Annotated in this window: 13 protein-coding genes and 3 pseudogenes; 9 read left to right on the top strand and 7 right to left on the bottom strand. The window is 67.6% G+C overall.

The window, feature by feature from the left end:
* Positions 1–28 precede the first annotated feature (28 nt).
* Positions 29–1,492, bottom strand: a complete 1,464-nt coding sequence (locus tag C5E41_RS19370; RefSeq protein WP_104377227.1) for an MFS transporter — start codon at positions 1,490–1,492, stop codon at positions 29–31.
* 137 nt (positions 1,493–1,629) lie between these two features.
* Here C5E41_RS19370 and C5E41_RS19375 point away from each other — a divergent pair, with 137 nt between their 5' ends.
* Positions 1,630–2,418, top strand: a complete 789-nt coding sequence (locus tag C5E41_RS19375) for a TetR/AcrR family transcriptional regulator (protein ID WP_104377228.1) — start codon at positions 1,630–1,632, stop codon at positions 2,416–2,418.
* 377 nt (positions 2,419–2,795) lie between these two features.
* The gene (locus C5E41_RS19380; RefSeq protein ID WP_104377229.1) at positions 2,796–4,007 is read left to right on the top strand and encodes a cytochrome P450; all 1,212 of its coding nucleotides are present in this window, start codon (positions 2,796–2,798) and stop codon (positions 4,005–4,007) included.
* Here C5E41_RS19380 and C5E41_RS19385 read toward each other — a convergent pair.
* Entirely contained in the window at positions 3,994–5,493 is a 1,500-nt protein-coding gene (locus tag C5E41_RS19385; protein WP_258081078.1) for a CoA transferase, read from the bottom strand. The two genes, C5E41_RS19380 and C5E41_RS19385, sit on opposite strands and share 14 nt — an antisense overlap.
* A 99-nt stretch (positions 5,494–5,592) precedes the next feature.
* Here C5E41_RS19385 and C5E41_RS19390 point away from each other — a divergent pair, with 99 nt between their 5' ends.
* The 4 genes from C5E41_RS19390 to C5E41_RS19410 are packed head-to-tail and all read left to right on the top strand — an operon-like array spanning position 5,593 to position 10,246.
* Complete coding sequence (locus C5E41_RS19390) at positions 5,593–6,516, top strand: LysR family transcriptional regulator (protein WP_258081100.1); 924 nt, start codon at positions 5,593–5,595, stop codon at positions 6,514–6,516.
* Positions 6,517–6,521: 5 nt separating this feature from the next.
* Positions 6,522–6,863, top strand: a complete 342-nt coding sequence (locus C5E41_RS19395) for an ABC transporter permease (RefSeq protein ID WP_258081079.1) — start codon at positions 6,522–6,524, stop codon at positions 6,861–6,863.
* 16 nt (positions 6,864–6,879) lie between these two features.
* Positions 6,880–8,667, top strand: coding sequence for a MetQ/NlpA family ABC transporter substrate-binding protein (locus tag C5E41_RS35195; protein WP_258081080.1), 1,788 nt, complete (start codon positions 6,880–6,882; stop codon positions 8,665–8,667).
* A complete protein-coding gene (locus C5E41_RS19410) occupies positions 8,651–10,246 on the top strand; it encodes a copper resistance CopC/CopD family protein (RefSeq protein WP_258081081.1) in 1,596 nt (531 codons plus the stop codon). The genes C5E41_RS35195 and C5E41_RS19410 overlap by 17 nt, the downstream gene beginning before the upstream one ends.
* A 705-nt stretch (positions 10,247–10,951) precedes the next feature.
* Here the strand turns inward: C5E41_RS19410 and C5E41_RS19415 are convergent.
* The 3 genes and pseudogenes from C5E41_RS19415 to C5E41_RS19425 form a co-directional block, all read right to left on the bottom strand.
* Positions 10,952–11,158, bottom strand: a pseudogene (locus C5E41_RS19415) (IS3 family transposase); the annotation flags it as partial.
* A gap of 6 nt (positions 11,159–11,164) precedes the next feature.
* On the bottom strand, positions 11,165–13,138 hold the full coding sequence (locus tag C5E41_RS19420) for a tyrosine-type recombinase/integrase (RefSeq protein WP_104377233.1): 1,974 nt from the start codon (positions 13,136–13,138) through the stop codon (positions 11,165–11,167).
* Positions 13,104–13,553: a tyrosine-type recombinase/integrase gene (locus C5E41_RS19425; RefSeq protein ID WP_439956458.1), complete on the bottom strand. Its 450-nt coding sequence runs from the start codon at positions 13,551–13,553 to the stop codon at positions 13,104–13,106. The genes C5E41_RS19420 and C5E41_RS19425 overlap by 35 nt, the downstream gene beginning before the upstream one ends.
* Here C5E41_RS19425 and C5E41_RS19430 point away from each other — a divergent pair.
* Complete coding sequence (locus tag C5E41_RS19430; RefSeq protein WP_258081083.1) at positions 13,492–14,331, top strand: aldo/keto reductase; 840 nt, start codon at positions 13,492–13,494, stop codon at positions 14,329–14,331. The two genes, C5E41_RS19425 and C5E41_RS19430, sit on opposite strands and share 62 nt — an antisense overlap.
* The gene (locus tag C5E41_RS19435; protein WP_104377234.1) at positions 14,328–15,362 is read left to right on the top strand and encodes an aldo/keto reductase; all 1,035 of its coding nucleotides are present in this window, start codon (positions 14,328–14,330) and stop codon (positions 15,360–15,362) included. Before C5E41_RS19430 ends, C5E41_RS19435 begins: the two co-directional genes overlap by 4 nt.
* Positions 15,363–15,398: 36 nt before the next feature.
* Here C5E41_RS19435 and C5E41_RS19440 read toward each other — a convergent pair.
* Positions 15,399–16,055, bottom strand: a pseudogene (locus C5E41_RS19440) (enoyl-CoA hydratase/isomerase family protein); the annotation flags it as partial.
* Between the two features lie 63 nt (positions 16,056–16,118).
* Complete coding sequence (locus C5E41_RS19445) at positions 16,119–17,939, bottom strand: ABC transporter ATP-binding protein (RefSeq protein ID WP_258081084.1); 1,821 nt, start codon at positions 17,937–17,939, stop codon at positions 16,119–16,121.
* On the opposite strand from C5E41_RS19445, the pseudogene C5E41_RS19450 reads away from it, so the two are divergent.
* Positions 17,913–18,584: pseudogene (locus C5E41_RS19450) on the top strand (aldo/keto reductase); the annotation flags it as partial. The gene C5E41_RS19445 and the pseudogene C5E41_RS19450 sit on opposite strands and share 27 nt — an antisense overlap.
* Position 18,585 lies beyond the last annotated feature (1 nt).

An 18,585-nucleotide genomic window follows, 5' to 3' on the forward strand; every position in this document is an offset into this window, starting at 1 on the left:
GGGCTCGAACCCGGAGGGGAGCACCGTGTCACGCGGCCGGTTGTTTCGGTTCCCTGATCACGACCAGGCTGATCACCAGCGCCGCGGCGGCGAAGACGACCGCCGCGATGACCGCTGTGGACAACCCGTGCGCCAGCGCGGCTTCGACCGCGGCGCCGGAACGTTCGCGGTCGGTGCGGGCGGATTGATAGATGGTGGTCAGGATGCCGACGCCGAGGGACAGGCCGATCTGCTGGGTGGCTTGCAGCAGTCCGGATGCCGCACCCATATCCCGTGGTTCAAGGCCACCGAGCACGGTCATGTTCAGGGTGACGAACGCGAGGCTCAGGCCGGCGCCGAGCAGGATGAACGGCGCGAGAACGCCGGTGAGGTAATTGCTCGTGCCGGTGGTGGTGGTCAGCCAAACGGCTTCGGCGAGCATCAAAATCACACCGGTCACCAGAATCTGTTTGCGTCCGAACCGGGCGATGAGTTTCGGCGCCCACTTCGCCACCGCGAACTGCACGATGGCCATGGGCAGGAAGGCGAGTCCGGCGACCAGCGGGCTGAAGCCGAGCGCGTCCTGGATGTAGAGCGACAACAGGATGTAGGTGCCGGCCATGGTGGCCATCAGCAGGACGAAGATCAGATAGGCCCCGGCCCGGATCCGGTTGCCCAGCAGGCGCAACGGCATGATCGGCTGTTCGGCGTGGCGTTCGATGAAGACGAATCCCGCCACCAGCACCACACCGGCGACGAACGGCACGACGGTCCCGGGAGCGGTCCAGCCGTGGGTCACATTGGTCAGGGCGTAGACGATGCCGACCATGCCCAGGGTGGACACGATCGCACCGAGCAGATCGAAAGTGCCGCGGTGGCGTTCGGTTTCGTCGAGGTAGCGCCGGGCCAGCAGGATTGTCGCTATGCCGATCGGCACATTGATGAAGAACACCAGGCGCCAGCTGAAGGTGGTGAGCACACCGCCGACGATCAGCCCGAGGGTGATCCCGAGCCCGGTGACCATCGAGAAGACGCCCAGCGCCCGAGTGCGCTGCGGGCCCTCGGCGAACGTGGCCGCGATCATCGACAGCGCCGCCGGTCCGGCGAAGGCGAATCCGACGCCCTGCAGCGCCCGCGCGGCGATCAGCAGGCCGCCGTTGGGAGCGATGCCGCCCAGAATCGAGGCCACGACCAGCAGCCCCAGACCCCAGGAGAACATCCGGCGCCGGCCGAGGATGTCGCTGGCCCGGCCGCCCAGCAACAGCAGGCCGCCGTAGGCCAGCGAGTAGGCGCTGAAGACCCAGGCCAGCGATTGCGCCGACATCCGGAGCCCGGATTGGATCTCGGGCAGCGCGATATTGACGACATTGCTGTCCACCGCGACCATGAGCTGGCACGTCACGATGACACCGAGCGCGATCGACAATCTGCGATTGCGGGTGATGGTGGCGGGATCCGCCGGCGCGTCAGCGCCGGGAATTCGGGTGTCGGGCTGGATATCTCGGCTGGTCATCGACAGTCCGTTCGAAGGATTCGGAAGGAAGGTAGCGCGAGCCACTGCGCGGCGCTGCACATCGCTCTACGCTTGTAGACTCGAATCAGCATAGGTCTCGAGGCCATTTTCGTCTACATGTGTTGAGTGAGGTTGCGATGCCGGTTCAAGAAGTCGAGGCGGCTCCCGCCAGTCGTGCGCAGCGCCGTCGCCAGACCAGGCAGCTGATTCTGGAGGCGGCGCGGGAGCTGTTCGCCGAGCGCGGCTACATCGAGACCACCATCCGAGCCATCGCGCAGCGCGCCGATGTCGACCCGGCGCTGGTGATGCAGCATTTCGGTACCAAGAGCGCGCTCTTCGACGAGGTCGCGGGCATTCCGGTCACGCTCGACGATGCGCTCGAGGGTCCACCCGAGGAACTGGGTGAGCGATTGCTCCGGCATGCCCTCGCCGATGTGGACCGCAAGGAGGACCGGACCATGCCGGTGCTGCGGTCGATGCTCACCCATCCCGAGGCGGCGCACGCGGTGCGCTGCGCGATCATGAATCCCGAGACCAGTCCGTGGACGCGGGTGCTGGTCGGCCCGGACGCCGAGCGGCGGTCGGTACTGATCGGCACTCTGGTACTCGGCGTGCTGATCGCCCGCTACATGGTGCATCTGCCCGGTGTGGCCGATGCGCCGGCCGAACGCCTGGTCGAACTGCTCGGCCCGTGCCTGCGCCCGCTGGTCGTCGGCGACGCCGAGACCTCGGTTGCGGGCGCCGGTTCGGTTCTGGACGAGCTGGCCGAAGCGGAGGCGGCGCGGCGGGCCGCGGCGGAGCGGGTGGACGAATGCGCGTTCGCGGCGTTGGCGGCCGGGGCGTCCTACGGGGAGGTCGGCCGCCTGGTGGGCATCACCCGGCAAGCGGCGCGGAAGCGGTGGCCGCAGCGGGGAGCTGCCGAGTAGGCGCGGATTGTCGAGGTGACAACTAAGGTTGTCGAACGGCGGAACTCGGAGCGTCGTCGGTGATCCGATTTCTCGTTGACAACCAAGGTTGTCGCTCCGATCGTGGCAGTCCGTCCGTGCCGCCACGGTTAGGAGGACTTGTTCGGTGTCGACTCGCGGCCAGTAGCGAGCGACGCCGGCGAACCTCCGGTCCGCCGTGCCGTGTTCTCAGGCCCTAGGGGGTCACCCGCACCGTGATAGGGGTGCCGATCGACCTTTCTCGTTCCTAGGCTTGCGGTGCGCAAACATGCTCGCCCGCAACAGATCTCGCCCGTCACAGATCCGGTGCGCCACCGCGGGGAGCCGCCGAAACGGCCGACCGTGAAGGAGCCATCCCCTTGACCAGCCTCGACACCATCGACGTCTTCGATCAGGAACGCTATCTCGACGGACCGCCGTACGCCGACTTCGCGGTGCTGCGCCGGCAGGCGCCGGTCTTCCATCACCGCGATCCCGAAGTACCCGAAGGACATTGGGCACTGACCCGGCACGCGGATATCGTTCACGTGGCCCGTCATCCGGAACTGTTCTCCTCCGAGCGCAAGGGTTCGCAGCCGCAGGAGTTCGACGAGGTCGCCATCGATGTGCAGCGGCGGATGATGATTCACCAGGACCCGCCCCGGCACAGCCGGATCCGGGGTTTGGTCAACCGGGGCTTCACCCCGCGCGCGGTGGATCGCCTGCGGCCCAGGATCGCGGAGGAATGTGCGGCGATCGTCGACAATGCCTTGGCGAAGGGCGAGTTCGATCTGATCCCGACCCTGGCCGCCGAACTGCCTCTGATCGTGATCGCCGAGCTGATGGGCATCCCGCGTTCGGATCGTCATCTGATCTTCGAATGGTCACGCGCCATCGCCGGGCAGACCGATCACGAGCACGGCGGTGCGGAGGCCACCCGGGACGCGGTCGTCGGTATGTCCGGTTATGCCGCCGAACTGGGCGCGCAGCGCCGCCGTTGCCCGCTCGACGACACCGTGACGAAGATGGTCAGCCCGGACGCGCAGGGAAATCAGCTGACCGACGAGGAATTCCAGGCCTTCTTCATCCTGATGACCGTCGCGGGCAACGAGACCACCCGCTACTCGATCGCCGGTGGCGTCGAGGCGTTCGCGCAATTCCCCGATCAATGGGCGCGCCTGCAGCGCGACCCGGAGCTGGCGCGCACGGCCGCGGAGGAGATCGTGCGCTGGGTCTCACCGACGAAGGTGTTCCGCCGCACCGCAGTCACCGATACCGAGGTGGGCGGGCAACTGATCCGCGCCGGGGACAAGGTGATGGCGCACCTGGTGTCGGCCAACCGCGACGAAACCGTCTTCGCCTATCCCGAGTCCTTCGATATCGGCCGCGATCCCAATCCGCACCTCGGATTCGGTGGCGGCGGACCGCATTTCTGCATCGGTAAACATCTCGCCGTGACCGAGATCGAGATCATGTTCGAAACTTTGGCGCGAAAGGTGGACCGCATCGAGATCACCGGGCCCACACCGCGATTGCGCTCGTACCAGTTCACCGGTATCACCGCCATGCCGGTGCGCATCACCGCGCGCTGACCAGCCATTCGGGCCGGGCGGCGCCCCGCGGAGTCAGCACCGTCCGATATCGGCCGGGGGTAGCCGACATCGATACCTGATCGGTGAGACCGCGATAACGACCCAGCGGCGTCTGCGCGGTGAACATCTCCGGTGCCCGGCAGCGGTGGAGGTCGCCGGTTCCGGCGATCTCCGCGGCATATGTCCGGTCGAAACAACCCATCCCGAGAATCCACAGGGCGACCCGGGTCAGACCGACGTGGACCCGGTAGCTGCCACCCTCGACCGCGCGCCGGGCCAGCGCTTCCACGATGCCCGCGGTCAGCAACCACGCGACGATGTAGTCGTTGACCACGGTGATCGGCGACAACGCGGGCCGATCGGGTGTGCCCTCCAGCAGCATGGCGCCGGTCAGGCAGCCCGCGGATTGATCGAAGCCCACCCGGCCGGCCCACGGCCCGCGCTCGCCGTTCAGTGAGATCGTGGCGTGAACGATGCCGGGACGCAGCTGCGCGGCCTGCTCCGCGGTCAGCCCGATCCGGTCGAGATATCGGGGGCGGCGGTTGGCGAAGAAGATGTCGGCGCCGGCCAGCAGCGTCCGCATCAGCCGGGCGCCGTCGTCGTCGGAGGGATCGACGGTACTGGATCGGATGCCGACATTCGCGCTCAGATAGGTCACGTCGTGCTCGAAATCGCCCGGGCGCCAAATGTTCAGCACGTCGGCACCGTGCAGCGCCAGGGCGCGTCCGGTTCCCGCTCCGGCGATCACATGACCCATCCCGAGCGCCCGCACGCCCGCCAGTGGCTGATCATCGGTGCCGGGCAACGGTTCCGGTGCGCTGTCGGCGATCCGGGTGATCTCGATCAGCGGCATATCGGCCAGCCCGTCACGGAAGTGCGATTCGGCTGTCAACTCCTCGAGTGTGCGCAGCATCGGCAGCACCACCCCGGCGTCGGCTCCGGCTTCCTCGAGATCCCGTGCCCGCCAGCGCCGCACCGCCGCGGCCACCGCGTTCACATCGTCGGGGACACCGAGCAGCCGTTGCGCGGCAACCTTGATTCGCGGATACGGGTTCAACGGCATGACCCAGCGATCGTCCGCGGTGCGGTAGAACTCGAAACCGAACGCGGGAGAGGCGTTGACCGGAGCGCCCGGGGGATAGCCGTTGAGCCGCTCCCACCGGCCGTGGAAGGGCGCCAGCCGGTGCACCGCCGCCCGCAGGTCCACGGCGATGTCCTGGCCCGGGCCACCCCGCAACCGTGAAAGTTTCGCCAGCGCGGCGGATTTCGCGGCGAGCCCGATCGCCCCGGCCGCGCCCAGCCGCAAGGCGCTGGGCACGATCGGATCGGCTCCGATGAACTCGATGCTGCCGCCGGTGTCGGTGGGGTCCATTCCGATCCCGGCGAGAACCTCGCCGAATTCGGCGTGCGGGTCGAAATCGTCGGTGGCCGGGCTCGACACCGCCTCGCGCAGCCGATCGGACAGCGAAACTTCCGTGGGCATCATGTCTCGAAGGTAGGACCGGACGGTGGCGGTGACCACGACCGATCCGGACAGGTGCACATGACCGCAACGGTCGGTTCACCGTAGGGTGGGCGGGTGGAGATGCTGCACCTGCGCTACTTCATCGCTGTCGCCGAGGAGCTCAATTTCACCCGGGCGGCGGCTCGACTGCATCTGTCGCCGTCCCCGTTGAGCAGGCGGATCCGGGATCTCGAGCGTGAACTCGGTCGCGATCTGTTCATCCGCGGTCATCACCGGATCGAGCTCACCGCCGCCGGTGCCAGTCTGCTGCCCGCGGCGCGCGAGATCATGCGGCGGATCGAGGCGGTGCCGGCACTGGTCCGTGACGCTTCGGGGGTGTGCCCGCGCACTCTCACACTCGGGATCGCGCCCGAAGTGTCCGCCCGGGTGCGCAACTCGGTGCTCGAGGCACTGTCGGCCCACCCCGATGTCGCGGTGCGACTGCACCCGGCCGAGGGCGGGCGGCTGCTGCGCGCCTTGCAGACCGATGCGGTGGACCTCGCACTGGTCACCGAACCGGTCGGGGTGCCCGGTGTCGGCCGGGTTCGCCTGGAATGCCAGCCGATCGCCGTGGTGGTCGCCACCGGTATCGGATTCGACGGGCGCACCTCGGTCCGGCTCGACGAACTGGCCCACCTTCCTTATGTTCCTTGGGGTTTCGGTGCGGACCCGACGCCGCTGGAGTCCGTGGAGGACGCGATCCGGCAACTCGGCGCGCGCCGGTGTCCCGGGGCCGACGCGCTGAACCCGGACGGCATCGCGCATGTGGTGGCCAGCGGGCAGGCGTTCACCATCGCCGGGCGCTGTACCGGAGCCGGGAAGGCCTTCGCCGACGAGCGGGTCGAGGTGCTGGCCTTGGAAGGGGTCGACGCCTCGATTACGACGGTCGCCGCGTGGCGCGAGGATCGGCTGCGGCCGGGCGGAGCGCTCGTGGGCGCGGTCGCGACGCTGTCCGAGCTGGCCGCGGAGCGGGTTCGCGACGCGCAACGGTCGTCAACGCGGTGAGTGCGGTGAGCGGGGTCGAGCGCCTGCTGCTCAACGCGGCACGGACACTCGGCGCCGGACGGTTCTACATCTTCACCCAGGTCGTGCTGCCGGCCGCCTTCCCGGCGATCTTCCCGGGGATCCGGCTCGCCGCCGCCAACGCATTCACCGCCCTCGTCGCGGCCGAACTCGTCGGCGGCGCGCAGGGGATCGGCATCTACATCAACACCGCCTCGTTGCGGTATCAGACGCCGCAGATGTATGCCGGAATCTTCGCCCTCGGCCTGGTCGGAATCATCGTCAACGCGATTCTGACCGTCGTCGAATGGCGAGTTACCTCCTGGCAGCGCGGATTGACGAGCAGATAGCGCGGAAAGTATTCGGATGCACAGGAAAGATCGGCGCCGGCCGCCCGCAGCGATGCGGGCTCCGGTTCGGCGCGGAATCGCGACGATCGTCGCTCTGATTCTTTTCGTGCCCGCCGCGGCGGCCGGATGCGGGTCGGCGACGAAGGTCAGCTACGAACCCGCCGCTGACGACGAGAATGCGCTGGTCGTTTACGTCGACGGTGGCGACGATCGGGAAATTCTCGATTACGCGATCCACAACCTGCTGCCGGATTCGGTGAAGGTGAAACCGGTCGACGCGGCCGGCGACGCCAACGCCCGCATCGCCGCCGGCAAGGGCGATCTTTCCTACTTCCAGCACATTCCGGCGTTCGAGGCCGACAGCCAGAAGAATTCCTATACGAATCTGAGCATCGTGTCGAAGGTGAACGTGGTGCCCTACGCGGTGTACTCCTCGAAGTGGCGCGATCTGAAGGACACCACCGACTGGGTACACGTGGGATTGGTGCAGGACCAGGTCGCGGGGGTGAGCCTTCCGCACGGCGCGCAGGTGGCCCTGCCCGCGACGCCCACCGGTTTCGCACGCGGGCTCTACCTGCTGCAGAGTGCGGGCCTGGTGACGCTGGATCGTCCGTTCGGCGGCACCTCGGCGGCGGATCTGACGATCGGCCAAGCGAACGTGCGCGACTCGGCGCGGCATCTGTCGTTGCTGCCGTTGAGTTTCGACCAGGATCTGGCATCCATCTATCACAGCTACGACGCGGTGGTCCTCAGTCCCGAGCAGGCCGCATCATTGGGGCTGCAACCGGCGAAGGACGCCCTCGCGATCGAGCCGGGTCCCCGGAAATCCCTATGCGCACGTGCTTGTCGCGCCGTCCCGGCTGGCGGGCGACCAGCGGGTGCTGGAATTGACCCACGCGCTGGAGAGCCCCCGGCTGGCCCAGTTCCTGGCGACGAAATACCGGGGCGCGGATATCGCCGTGGCGGCTGCGGGCGCCAGGTGACGTCGTCCGAAATGCCGGGCCGAAATCCATACGCCCAACCTCTACATACAAGGAAAACGATGGCAGACAGCGACATTCGCGAGCGGCGCGCACCCGTACGGAGGCACCTCGTCCGACGGTGCAGCGCAGCGGTGATCGCGGTGATCGCGGTGCCGCTGGTGGCATACGCGGCTCCGGCCGCGGCGCACGTGCAATCCGACGGCACACCGGTGACCAAGGGCGGCTACGGGGTCGTGCACCTGATCGTGCCCGGTGAATCCGCCACGGCGAACACGGTCGGGCTCACCGTCACCATCCCCGCCGGCGTGGATCTGAAATCAGCACGGACACAGCCCATTCCGGGCTGGACGGCGTCGGTCGAACGGGATCAGGCCGCCGGTCGGGTGACCAAGATCGTGTGGAATGCGAATACGCCTGCCGACGGTTTCAGCAATACGCAGTATCGCGAATTCTCGTTCTCGGCGGGCCCGTGGCCGAAGTCTGTGGACTCGGTCGCGCTGCCGTCCGATCAGCGGTATTCCGACGGTTCGGTGGTGTCGTGGAACGAAATAGCGGTCGACAAGGCCAGCGAGCCCGCACATCCGGCGCCGGTCGTCCCGGTGACCGCGACCGCCGCCGGACATTCCGACGACGGCGGTCATGCCGTATCTGCGGCGAACACGGCGCCGGATCGGCACGACGACGCCGCCCTGCACGACGGAGGCGAATCATCGGCGAGCGGATGGTGGCAGGCGCTGTCGGTGGTGGCGCTGCTGCTCGCGGTCGCGGCGGGTGCGGCGGCGACACTGGCATTGCGGCGCGATCGTGAGCCTCGGTCCTAGGGGTGCACTGCGGTGCTGGTTCGTCCTGCTCGTCGCGATCGTGGCGCCGGTGTGGGCGGCCGGTGTCGCGTCCGCGCACGCCGTGCTGGTGTCGACGACACCGGAATCGAGAACCCATGTCGACACCGCGCCGGGTGAGCTGCGGCTGCAACTCGACGAGCCGGTCACCCTGGTCGCGGGCTCGGCCCAGCTGATCGACAGCGGCGGAAAACGATTCGCGCTGTCCGCCGCTCGGCTCGATGACGGTCAGCGCCGGGTTGTGCTGGTGCCGGCCGAGGCGGTTCCGGACGGGGCCTATCTGGCCACCGCGCGCGTCGTGTCCGCCGATACCCACGTGGTGTCGTTATCGATCCAGTTCACCGTGGGTGCGGTGACCGCGCAGGGCCGGTTCGCCCCGCCATCTCCGACCGGTATCGAGCAATATCTGAACTCTCCGACGCGGGGTATCACCTATCTGGGATTGATATTGTCGGCCGGATTGTACGCTGCTGCGCTGTGGGTGTGGCCGACGGTGGTACGCAGGCCACGTTTTCAGGTGCTCTATCGGGTGGGAATCGGGATCTTCGTCGCCGGATTCGGCTGCCGATTTCTCGTTCTGGTCGCCCAGCAGGACGGCGGTCTGTCCGCGATGTCGGTCACGGGTGCACGCACCGTTCTCGAGACCCCGCTCGGAGTGGTGACGGTGATCGCGGGGCTGGCCTCGATCATCGCCTTCGCTCTCGTCACCCGTGCCGCCCGCGCGGTCGTGGGGGCGGGTGCGGCGCAGGCCGCCGCCGCGGTCGTCGCGGTGACGCTGGACGGTCACGGCGGCTCGGTGCAGGGGTGGCCGTGGTCGTTCGCCGGCACGCTGCTGCACGTCTACGGCATCACCGTGTGGCTCGGTGGTGTCGTCGTGGTCGCCTTCGTCCTGCGCGGGGGCCGGAATCGGGGTCGATGGCATGCGGTCGCGGTCGGGCACGTGGTGACGGCCGTGGCCGGCGGGATCGTGCTGGCGGTCCTGCAGGTGCACCCGCCGGCCGCTCTCGTGCACACCACCTACGGTCTGGTGCTGGTGGCGAAAGTCGTTGTGGCACTGGGGGTTGTTTCGCTCGGTTATCTGAGCCTGCGGTGGTTCCGCCGCACCGATGCGATCGTCGGCCGGCCCCGGACCCTCGTGCTGGAGACGGCGCTGGCGGTGGTGGTGCTGGCGGTGACCTCGGTGCTGACGACGCTGGCTCCGGCGAAGGATACCTACACCACCGATCTCGCGACCACGCTCGACTTCGGGGCGGCGCAGGTGCTGCATATCGGCATCGATTCGATCCGGCACGGCCCGCAGCGGCTCACGGTCGACTACGCACCGGCGAACACGTCTGCGGCGCATAATGATTCCGCGACCGTGAGCGTCGACCTGTCGTCGGAATCGGCGAATGTGGCACGGTTACCGGTGACGTTGGGGCGCCCCGTGGTAGAGCACGGATCGCTGGTGTGGCGCAGCGAGCATCTCATCGTCCCCGCGCCGGGACATTGGAGAGTCACCGTCAGATTCGACGGCGGCACCGGCCCGAAACTGGCTTCCTTCTCTTACCGAGCCCTGTGACTACGAGACGAGCCGGAACGAGGAAACGGTCACCCCAGCGGGGAGCTTGCAGCGCAAGGTCCCCCGCGGGCTCCGCGGTGCATTACATGAGTTCGGCGAAGCTGTGACGAAGTTGGGCCTGGCCGGTCCGGTAGGGCCATTCACGCGCTGGTCAGGAGCCAAATATGCGTCACCGAGCGCTGGTGAGTTCGGTCTGGCTCGTCAACACCGACAGTTGGTTGACCCGCCTTTCGGAGGTTGCCTCGTCGTCAGTTGTTCTGCGACGTCCTGTCGACGTTCTGTAGGCCCGGGTGAATCGGCGATCGCAGGCGAAGCCAATCGATCTCCCCGGATCGAAAACCCTTGCTGAACTGCGGGTTCGTTATTCAACGAATGGGCCGGAATGCGGGAGCTGTCCCGCCCTGTTTGCGTATCGATCGCATCCTTCGATGCTACTAATGACCGGTTGGTTTTGTCCGGCGAAGCGGCGCGACCTGCGGGTTCGTGGTTGTTGGTAAGTGTTGTCGGTTGCTGTTTGTTGCTGTTTGTGGACCTGTGACGTCCTGATACAGACGTCGTTTGCCCACGTACAGTGCTATTTTCGAGACGTTTCGCGCCGACAGCTGAACCGCCCGTCAGGTGTGACCTTCGGTGATGGATGAATCGCCCCGGGTCTGTCGGAGGCTCTGATGTTCCCCGGGTTTCGTGGAGTCGGGATGCTGGACTTCAGGCCACGGGTTGGATGGGTGATTGCATCATCTCGTACTCGATAGGGGACCGCATGCCCAGGGCCGAGTGACGGCGTCGCCGGTTGTGGAAGATCTCCAGGTATTCGAAGATCGCGTTTGCCAGCTCGATCCGGGTTCTCCATCTTTGACGGTTCAATAGCTCGGTTTGCATTCTGCCCCAAAAGGATTCGATGACAGCATTGTCGAAACTTTATCCGGCTAACCAGGGTTGATCTTGTTCCGCTGTTAGGGTTTCGCCTTTTCCGGCTGATTTCTGGATGTCGGTGATGGTGGCGTCGAGGCGGGCGATGAGTTGGTGGTGACGGGCGGCTTCGGTGATCCAGCCGCGGCGTTGGGCGTCGTCGGCGAGTTTGCGGGCGTCGCTGCGTTGGGCGGCAAGGATGGGCAGGTAGGTGGCATCGGTGCGGAAGTTCGGGCAGTGTTCGCAGATGTTGGCGTAGGGGCAGGCGCCTTGGGCTGGTGCGCGCAGGCAGAATCCGCCTGCGAGACGGGATTTCAGGGCGGGGGCGGCGGTCCAGTCCTTGCAGCTGGTGATGTCGGCGAGCGGCAGGGCTTTGGTGCCGGCGGGTGTGGTCGGCAGGTCGGCGAGGTGGTCTTTGGCGAGGGTGAGGGCGCGTTCGTATTCGGTGCGGATGGTGGTGTCGAACAGTTTCCCGTAGCGCAGGCTCATCTGGGCGGACACGTGCCCGAGCAGGGCCATCAGCGATTGCAGGGAAACCCCGGCGTTGACTAGGGCGGTGGCGTAGGTGTGGCGCAGTTGGTGCGGGGTGACGTGCCCGATCCCGGCGGCGGCCGCGGCGCGGTCGAGTTCGAGGCGGACGCCTTGCTGGGCGAGCCGCCCGCCGTGGTGGGTGAACAGGAATTGGGCCGGTTTCCCGGTGCGCGGATGGGTCAACGGTTCTCCGGGACTGCGGATTTCGATGATCCGGTCGACGAGTTCGACGGCTTCCTCATCGAGGGGGATCATCCGTTCGGTGTCGAGTTTGCCGAGAGGGACTTTCAGCCAGGATCCTTCGCCGGGAATCTCGTGGACGCAGTCGATTTCGAGGTCGAGTAGTTCCCCGATCCGCAGTCCGCATGCCCGTGCCAGCAGCAACGCCGACGCTGCGAGTTCGTGATCGCTGCAACGCAGTGCGTCGGTGAGGCGCCGGTCGGCGTCGACCGGGATGTAGCGCGGTAACGGTTTCGGGAGGCGGGGAACATCGTTGCGGAACAACAGTTTCCGCTTTGGTGCGTCGTTCCATCCCCATTCGGTGATCTCGGTGAGGAAGGTGTTGACCGCCACGATGCGGCGGGCGTGATCGGCAACGCCGATCGGTTCACCGGTCTTGCTGTTCACCGCGTCGGGCAGGCTGGCCAGCCAAGGCTCGATGTGGCGGCGGCGGTCCAGTTGCGACAGCCGGGTCAGGGCGGGGTCGAGGTCGGTGAGGAACCGGCCGAACCCGCTCAGTCGGGTGGCCATGCTGGACACGGTGTGGCGGGTGCAGGTGCCGCGTTTGGCCTCGAGGTAGTCGATCATCGCCTCGGCGATGGCCGGGGTGATGCCGTCGAGGCGGACCGCGAAGTCCCAGGGCCCGCCGGGGCGTGGTGGTTCGGGCAGGATGCCGAGGTGGAACAGCACCAGGTGCGTGTTGGCGAGGGCGGCTTTGTAGTGGTGCCAGCCTTTGCCGGTGCGGTCTTGGCGGTCGCGGCAGGCGGCGGCGAACTCGTCGAGATCGGCGAGGGTGAGCTGATGCAGGCGGCGGCCGGTCTGGATCAGCAGCCGCGCTGGTGCCTGGGACCCGGTGGCGGTGCGGACTCTTTGGGTGAATCCGAGTCCTTGTGCGGTGGTGAGAAATTCGGCGAGATCGCCTCCGATCGGTGAGGCGTCGATCTCGCGCCAGAGGCTGGAGATCTTGCGTTCGAGCAGGTAGTCGTAGCCGGGCCGCAGCAGGTTGTGCAGCATCAGGAACGTGATGAACGGCCGCGTCGCCGAGTTCGCCGACAACCGGACCTCGAGCGGCTCGTGGGCCCAGTCCTGCGGGTTCGGCCACTGCTGCAGGAAGGTCCGCGCGGCGCTGTAGTAGGGCGCGCTGCCACGACCGGTGCGGGCCAGTTCGGCCAGATATCGATGGTAGAAGTCGTCGGCGTCAGACCTGGCGGCGAATACGTGCGCGAGCGGCATCGAATTCCTCCTTCACCCGTTTCGGGGCCAGATGGACATAGCGGGCAGTGGTGTCGACATGGGTGTGCGCGAGCAATGCCTGCATCACCGACAGATCAACCCCCGCCTCGGCCAGCGCGGTGCCGAACGAATGCCGCAACGCGTGCGGATGACCGGCCGTGACGCCGGACAGTCGACGGTGATAGCGGAAGATCGTCCGCAACCCCGCCGGAGTCAACGGTTGCCCTCGATTCGGGCCCTTCGCGACCAGAAACAAACGCGCCGAAGATGATTCGGGCCGCTCGGCCAGCAGATAGCCCTGGATCACGCGGGCCAGATCCGCGTCGAGCGGGACGGCGCGTTCCTTGGCGCCCTTGCCCCAAACCCGGATCCAGCCCCGCCCGATATCGACATCGCCGACCTCGAGGGCCAGCACCTCGCACGACCGCAACCCGCAATACAACATCAGTCCGGCCATCGCGCGGTCACGCCAGGTCCGCAAACTTGCCAACAGCCCGGCGGCCTCCCAGATTCACCGGCCCGATCCGGATGTCCCGCTGGAGGAAACGCTGGGCGCGCTCGACGATCTCGTCAGCGCCGGCAAGATCCGCTACTACGGGACCACCACCTTCGAGCCCCATCAGCTGGTGGAGGCGCAGTGGGTCGCCGAGGATCGGCGGCTGCACCGGCCGGTCAGTGAACAACCGCCGTATTCCATCCTGGCGCGCGGGGCCGAACGGGCCACCCTGCCGGTTGCCCAGCGCTACGGGCTGGGGGTACTGACCTGGAGTCCCCTGGCCGGTGGCTGGCTGTCCGGACGCTACCGGGACGGCGCGCGAGCGCCGGAATCCTCACGGCTGCAACGCCAGCCGCACCGGCACGATCCGGCACTGACGGTGAATCAGCGCAAGCGCGCCGTCGCCGAGGAGCTCGCGAAACTGGCCGACGAGGCGGGGCTGTCGCTCGTCCATCTGGCCCTGGCGTTCGTACTGCAGCATCCGGCGGTGAGTTCGGTGATCATCGGACCACGCACCCTGGAGCAGCTCGGGGGCCAGCTCGGCGCGGTCGATGTGCGCCTGAGCACCGACGTGCTGGACCGCATCGACGAGATCGTCGCGCCGGGGGTCACGATCAGCCCCGCCGACGAGGGGTACCTGCCGCCGTCACTGACCGAATCCGCCCTTCGCCGCCACCTTCCGGGAGCCCGCCGATGAGCCTGTCCGACCTGCGCACCCTCGGCCGCACCGGAGTGCGGATCAGCCCGTTCGTCCTGGGCACCATGAACTTCGGGGCGCGCGGCAATACCAGCCATGAGGAATCGATCGCCCTGATCCATCGCGCGCTCGACGCCGGGATCAACACCATCGACACCGCCGACACCTACTCGCGGGGCGAATCGGAGATCATCGTCGGCAAGGCCTTGGCCGGCCGCCGTGACCAGGTGATCCTGGCAAGCAAATTTCACAATCCGGTCGACGACGATCCGTCGCATCGAGGCAACTCTCGGCGCTGGATCGTGCGTGCGGTGGAGGATTCGCTGCGCCGCCTGGGCACCGATCACCTGGACCTCTATCAGGTGCACCGGCCGGAATCGATCACCGCCATCGACGAGACCGTGGGTGCGCTCGACGATCTGGTGCGTGCGGGCAAGATCCGCTACTACGGCACCTCGGTCTTCTCGCCCGCCGAATTGATCGAGGTGCAGTGGTCGGCCGACCGGTGGCGGTGGCACCGCGCGGTCAGCGAACAAGTGCCGTACTCGCTGCTGGTGCGCGGCATCGAACGCGAAACCCTGCCGATCGCAAGGAAATACGGTCTCGGCGTCCTCACCTATGGTCCGCTGGCCGCGGGGTGGCTCAGCGGCAAGTACCGGATCGGTGCGGGCCAGCCCGCATCGCACCGGGCCGACCTGATCCCGGGCCGCTTCGATATCGACGCACCGGCCAACGCGACGAAACTGGCCGCCGCGGACGCGCTGGCCCGGCTGGCCGAGGAATCGGGACTGAGCCTGATCGAGCTGGCGATCGGCTTCGCGGGTTCACATCCGGACGTCTCGGGCATCATCATCGGCCCCCGCACCGGCGAGCATCTCGACACCTATCTGCGCGCCGCCGATGTGGTGCTGGAACCCGCGGTGCTGGATCGGATCGACGAGATCGTGCCGCCCGGAACGTATTTCCATGAACGCGACACCGGGAAGATCCCCGATGCCCTCGTCGACCCGGCGTTGCGTCGCTCGGCCTGACGCCGTTCGGCCCGCCGCGAGCTAGCGTTCCAGGCGCTATCCGGCGCGGCGCGGCATGGCCGAGCGGGTGTGCTCGATCAATTGCTCCAGGTCGAGCTCCCCGGCGCGGGTTTGTGCCCCCGCCTCGAGTGCGGCGGAGAACCGTTGTACCGCATCGGTTCCGGTGAAGAGCGGCATGAGCAGCTCGAGCTCGGCGGCCAGGCCCTCGGTCAACGGCAGCTCGCTCGCGGTCAGCACGGCGCGTTTGGCGGCGGCGACCGCGGCCGGGGGATGACCGGCGATGCGGCGAGCGAGGTCGTCGACGAAGGCGTCGAGTTCGTCGGCGGGCAGGGCGCGGTTGATCCAGCCGTAGCGTTCGGCGGTGCGCGCATCGTAGAGTTGCGCCCCGAGAACGACCTCCAGCGCCCGGGAGCGGCCGATGAGCCGTGGCAGCAGCTGTGTGCCGCCACCACCGGGAAAGATGCCGAGCGCCACCTCGGGCTGGCCGAACCACGCGTGATCGATTGCGGCATAACGCAAATTGAATGCGAGCAGGAATTCCGCACCGCCGCCGCGGGCCCGTCCGGTGATCTTCGCGATCGTCGGCTGCGGTAGGGCGCGGTAGCGTTCGAACAGGGTCGGCCCCGGACCTGCGGCATAGGTTTCGAGCGCTTGCGGATCGGTGACCAGACGCATATCGCCGTGCGCGAGAAAGAACTCCGGGTCGGATGCGGTCCGGTGGCGAGTTGCGGTTGAACCGGAGTGCCCTGCCGGTGATCAGCCGATGAGTTCCCCGCGCGGATCGTCCGCGGTATCGGGCGCCCAGGCGGCATGCAGCCGGGCGTAGCGGCCGCCGGCGGCCGAAAGCTGTTCGTGGGGACCGTCTTCCACGATCCGGCCGGCGTGGAAGACGAGGATTCGATCGGCCATTTCGGCGCTGTGCAACCGGTGGGCGATGGTGACGGTGGTGCGGCCCGAGGTCAGGTGCGCCAAGGCGCGCTGCAGGCGCACATCGGTGGCGGCGTCGACGCCGCTGGTGGCCTCGTCGAGCACCAGCAGATCGGGATCGGTCAGCGCGGTGCGCGCCAGGGCGACCAGTTGCCGCTCGCCCGCCGACAACGCCTCGCCGCGCCGTCCGACCACCGTGTGCAGGCCGTCGGGGAGGTGGTCGATCCACTCCCGCAGCTCGAGCCGGTCCAGGACGTCGAGGATCGCCTCCCGGGAGGCGCCGTCGCGGCCGAGCGCGATGTTGTCCTCGATACTGCGGTCGAACAGGAACGGATCCTGCGGCACGATCGCCACCCGCCGGGCGAGCACGCCGCCGTCGATGTCGGCCGTATCGATATCCCACAGTGCGACCCGTCCGTTCGACGGGAGCAGCTGCCGGGTGATCAGTTTCGCGAATGTGCTCTTACCGCAACCGGTCTCGCCGACCACCGCGACATGCTCGCCCGCCCGGATGCGTAGATTCACCGGCCCCAGGGCGAGCCGTTCCGGCACGTAGCCGAATGTCACCCCGGTCAGTTCGACGGGCGTCGCGCCAGAGGGGAGAGCGGTGTGCCGGGGGGTTCGCGAGCTGGTCGGAGCGTCCAGAACGGTTGCCACTCGCCGCAGTCCGGCCTCGGCATTGCGGGCGTCGGCGAGGCTGGTGACGGCGAACTGCATCGGCCGTACGAAGAATGTGGCCAGGAACAGGAATGCCACGATGTCACCGGCGCTGGCGTGCAGCGGGCCGATGCCCGCGGCCGTGCCGACCACGATGACCGAGGTGGTGATCAGTCCGCTGGCCCACTCACCGACCGACATGTTGAATCCGACCGGCCACAGCGTTCTGCGCTGTGCGGTGAGGACGGCGTCGATGCGCCGCTCGGCGCCGTCGCGCATCCGTTCCTCGATGCCGTAGCCACGGATGGTGTCGATGCCCAGCAGCAGTTCCAGCAAGCCGGCGTACAGTTCGCCGATTCGCACGCGCACCGCGTCGAAACGTCGCGCCACCAGTCGCTGTAACCGGCGGCCGGCGATCGGGACGAGTGCGCCGATGATCAGTACCAGCACCGCCAGCGGCCACGAATACACCGCCATCACGGCCAGGGCCAGCACCATCTGGCAGATATTCTGGACCAGGGTGACGCCGCCCGACTGCGCGTAGACCGTCACCATGTCCAGGTCGTTGGTGACGCGGGCGACCAGATCGCCACCGGAATCGGTGCCCCGATCGGCGGGATCGCGACGCAGGATGCGGCTGAAGGCGGCCGCGCGCAACCGGAACAGGACCTGTTCGACGATCCGGATCAGACGCCGGTTCACCAGCGATGAGCTCAGCATCGCGGCCAGCACCGCCGCCACGCCGACACCGACCGCCGCGAGGACGATACGGGACCGGGCGCCCGGCGTGGTGTCGGCGAGCAGGGCGTGGTCGAGCGCGTACTGGATGGTGACCGGGATGACGATGCGACCACCCCCGGCGACCACGACCAGCAGTGCGATACCCAGGAGCGCGGTGCGCGGCAGGGGTGCGTGGCGGTCGAGTCGGCGCAGCAGCGCCGGAATCGAATCACGGTGCGGGACAGCAAATCGATGGTGGCCTCGCTGGAGCACAGCCTGCGCGATCTGGGCACCGACTACGTCGACATCTTCTACCATCACAGCCCCGATCTCGAGACTCCGCTGGAGGAGACGGTCCGCGCACTGGCCGACGTGGTGCGCCAGGGCAAGGCCTTGTACGTGGGCATTTCCAACTACCGGCCCGATCGGGCGCACGAGATCGCCGAGCTGCTGCGCGGCGAGGGGGTGCCGTTGCTGATCCACCAGACCCGGTATTCGATCTATGATCGCGGCCCCGAACAGAGCGGACTGCTCGATACCGCCAGTGCCGACGGATTCGGTGTGATCGTGTATTCACCACTGGCGCAAGGTCTTCTGACCGACAAGTACCTCGAGACGATTCCCGAGGGTGCGCGAGCACGCAACAGTGCCTTCCTCTCGCCCGAGGTCATCGACGACACCTATCGGCAGCGCACCGCCGCGTTGAACAAGATCGCCGAAGCGCGGGGGCAGTCGCTGGCGCAGCTGGCGCTGCAGTGGGTGCTGCGGCGTCCCGAGGTCACCTCGGCGCTGATCGGCGCCAGCTCCACCGGACAGCTCGACCATAACCTCGCGGCGCTGACCTTCCCGGCGCTGACCGACGAGGAACTGGCGCTGATCGACGAGCACGGCGTCCACGGAACCGGATCGCGGCGCTGAG

This window comes from Nocardia nova (assembly GCF_002933465.1).
Taxonomy (GTDB): domain Bacteria; phylum Actinomycetota; class Actinomycetes; order Mycobacteriales; family Mycobacteriaceae; genus Nocardia; species Nocardia nova_B.

Coding starts and splice junctions, on each gene's coding strand:
- C5E41_RS19420 (WP_104377233.1), bottom strand. CDS start 13,138: ATGCCGCTCGCGCACGTATTCGCCGCCAGGTCTGACGCCGACGACTTC.
- C5E41_RS35195 (WP_258081080.1), top strand. CDS start 6,880: ATGCACAGGAAAGATCGGCGCCGGCCGCCCGCAGCGATGCGGGCTCCG.
- C5E41_RS19390 (WP_258081100.1), top strand. CDS start 5,593: ATGCTGCACCTGCGCTACTTCATCGCTGTCGCCGAGGAGCTCAATTTC.
- C5E41_RS19375 (WP_104377228.1), top strand. CDS start 1,630: ATGCCGGTTCAAGAAGTCGAGGCGGCTCCCGCCAGTCGTGCGCAGCGC.
- C5E41_RS19370 (WP_104377227.1), bottom strand. CDS start 1,492: ATGACCAGCCGAGATATCCAGCCCGACACCCGAATTCCCGGCGCTGAC.
- C5E41_RS19385 (WP_258081078.1), bottom strand. CDS start 5,493: ATGATGCCCACGGAAGTTTCGCTGTCCGATCGGCTGCGCGAGGCGGTG.
- C5E41_RS19435 (WP_104377234.1), top strand. CDS start 14,328: ATGAGCCTGTCCGACCTGCGCACCCTCGGCCGCACCGGAGTGCGGATC.